Origin of the sequence: Arthrobacter celericrescens (genome assembly GCF_003614925.1) — a bacterium.
Lineage (GTDB): Bacteria > Actinomycetota > Actinomycetes > Actinomycetales > Micrococcaceae > Arthrobacter > Arthrobacter celericrescens.
Genome location: NZ_QYLP01000055.1, coordinates 1 through 1703, shown reverse-complemented (window position 1 = coordinate 1703; position 1703 = coordinate 1). Strand labels below are relative to the sequence as shown.

The following is a 1703-nucleotide window of genomic DNA, read 5'->3' as shown; positions in this document are numbered from 1 at the left end:
GACAACAACTGCCAGTTAGACAATATGAATCGGGGCGGCTCGTCCGGGGTTGTTCATTGTCGCCGGACCGGTCCCGCCGCGCCGGCTGGGGGTGGCTGGCGCCTTTTGATCGGATGTGGCGCGGCGTGGCCCTGAGGTCCGGCGGTGTTGCCCTTGTCCGGACGGGCCATTGGTGTGGGCCGGGGCCTTCGGTGTCACATTGCCGCGGGTTGCCAGATGGCTGGCCTCTTGGTCCCGAAGGGCTTTCGGGCCTGCAATGGTAGTGCCGCATGTGAGGCTAGGGAGGTCCCGGCTATGTTTGAGCATACTTTCATCGGACTCGATGTTCACGCGGTGAGCGTCGTTGCTTGCGCCTTGGATCAGCGCAGCGGGGAGCTGGAGCGGGCCGCGATGGCCGCCGAGCCCGCCGTGGTACTGGACTGGGTCCGCCGTTTCGAGCCGCCTGTCAAAGCCGTTTATGAGTCCGGGCCGACCGGGTTTGTGCTGGCCCGGGCCCTGCGGGATGCGGGCGTTGACTGCGTGGTTGCTGCGTCCTCGAAGCTGCTCCGTGCCCCTGGGGACCGCGTGAAAACGGACCGCAGGGACGCCCAGGTCTTGGCCGAGATGCTTGCAGTGGGCAGGGTCACCGAAGTCCGCATCCCCGACCCGGAACAGGAGGCTCTGCGCGATGTCTCCCGACTGCGTGCGTCCGCGGCGAGGGACCTGGCCCATGCCCGCCAGCACGTCAACGCGTTCCTGCTGCGCCACGGCATCCGATACCCGAAGGAACACAAATGGACGCTTGAACATGGTGCGTGGCTGCGCCGCCAGCATTTTCATGATCCGGTGCTGCAGTTCACCTATGACAGCGCCGTGGAACAGGCCGAGCTGCTAAACATTCGGCTCAGGCGCATCGATCAGCACCTGGCCATCATCGCTTCGACCTGCCAATACGCCCCGGTGATCAATGCGCTGATGTGTCTTCGCGGCATTCAGGTTGTCACCGGGTTCGGGCTAGCAGTCGAAATTGGGGACTGGACCCGCTTCACCGGCTCAAGTATCGGTTCCTACCTGGGCCTGGTTCCCAGCGAACAGTCCTCCGGCCCTTCCCGGCGCCAAGGACCCATCACCAAAGCCGGAAACACCCAAGCCCGGAAACTGCTGATCGAAGCAGCCTGGCAACACCGCCGCCCGTTCAGCGGGCCCACCGGGCGGCTTGCCCGCCAATTGGACCTCGTTGAACCCGCCACCCGCATCCGAGCCCTGGAAGGCAACCACCGCCTGCATCACAGATGGCACAACTTCGACGCCCGGACCAAAACACCGGTCAAAGCAAACACCGCCGTCGCCAGGGAACTGGCAGGCTGGTGCTGGTCCCTGGCCGCCCCGCTCCAGCACGAACACGCAGAACGCATGAACGCCGCCTAAGACCAAGACGTGCCCCCGGCCCGGGAGGGCCACCACGCGGAAGCACACGGGGCCAACCCGGGACCCAACTGTGGCGCAGACACCCTCCTGTCCAAGCCCGAAGTTAGACACCGATACGCTCCGGTCGAACAATCGTCATGCGGTACCCATCCCGCGAATATCAGTCTGACCCTTGCAGTCGACAACGACCCGCGCCACCACCCCGCACCGGCCGGCACCCCCCAAGCGGCCCACGGAACCCACGCCGCGGGCCGCTCACCACTGCCCTTGACACCCGAACCTACATATCAGTTGGG

Annotated in this window: 1 protein-coding gene; it reads left to right on the top strand. The window is 65.4% G+C overall.

All coding sequences use genetic code 11. The features are described 5' to 3' along the window. Positions 1 to 294: 294 nt before the first annotated feature. Complete coding sequence (locus D3654_RS11860; protein ID WP_120521706.1) at positions 295 to 1407, top strand: IS110 family RNA-guided transposase; 1113 nt, start codon at positions 295 to 297, stop codon at positions 1405 to 1407. Positions 1408 to 1703 lie beyond the last annotated feature (296 nt).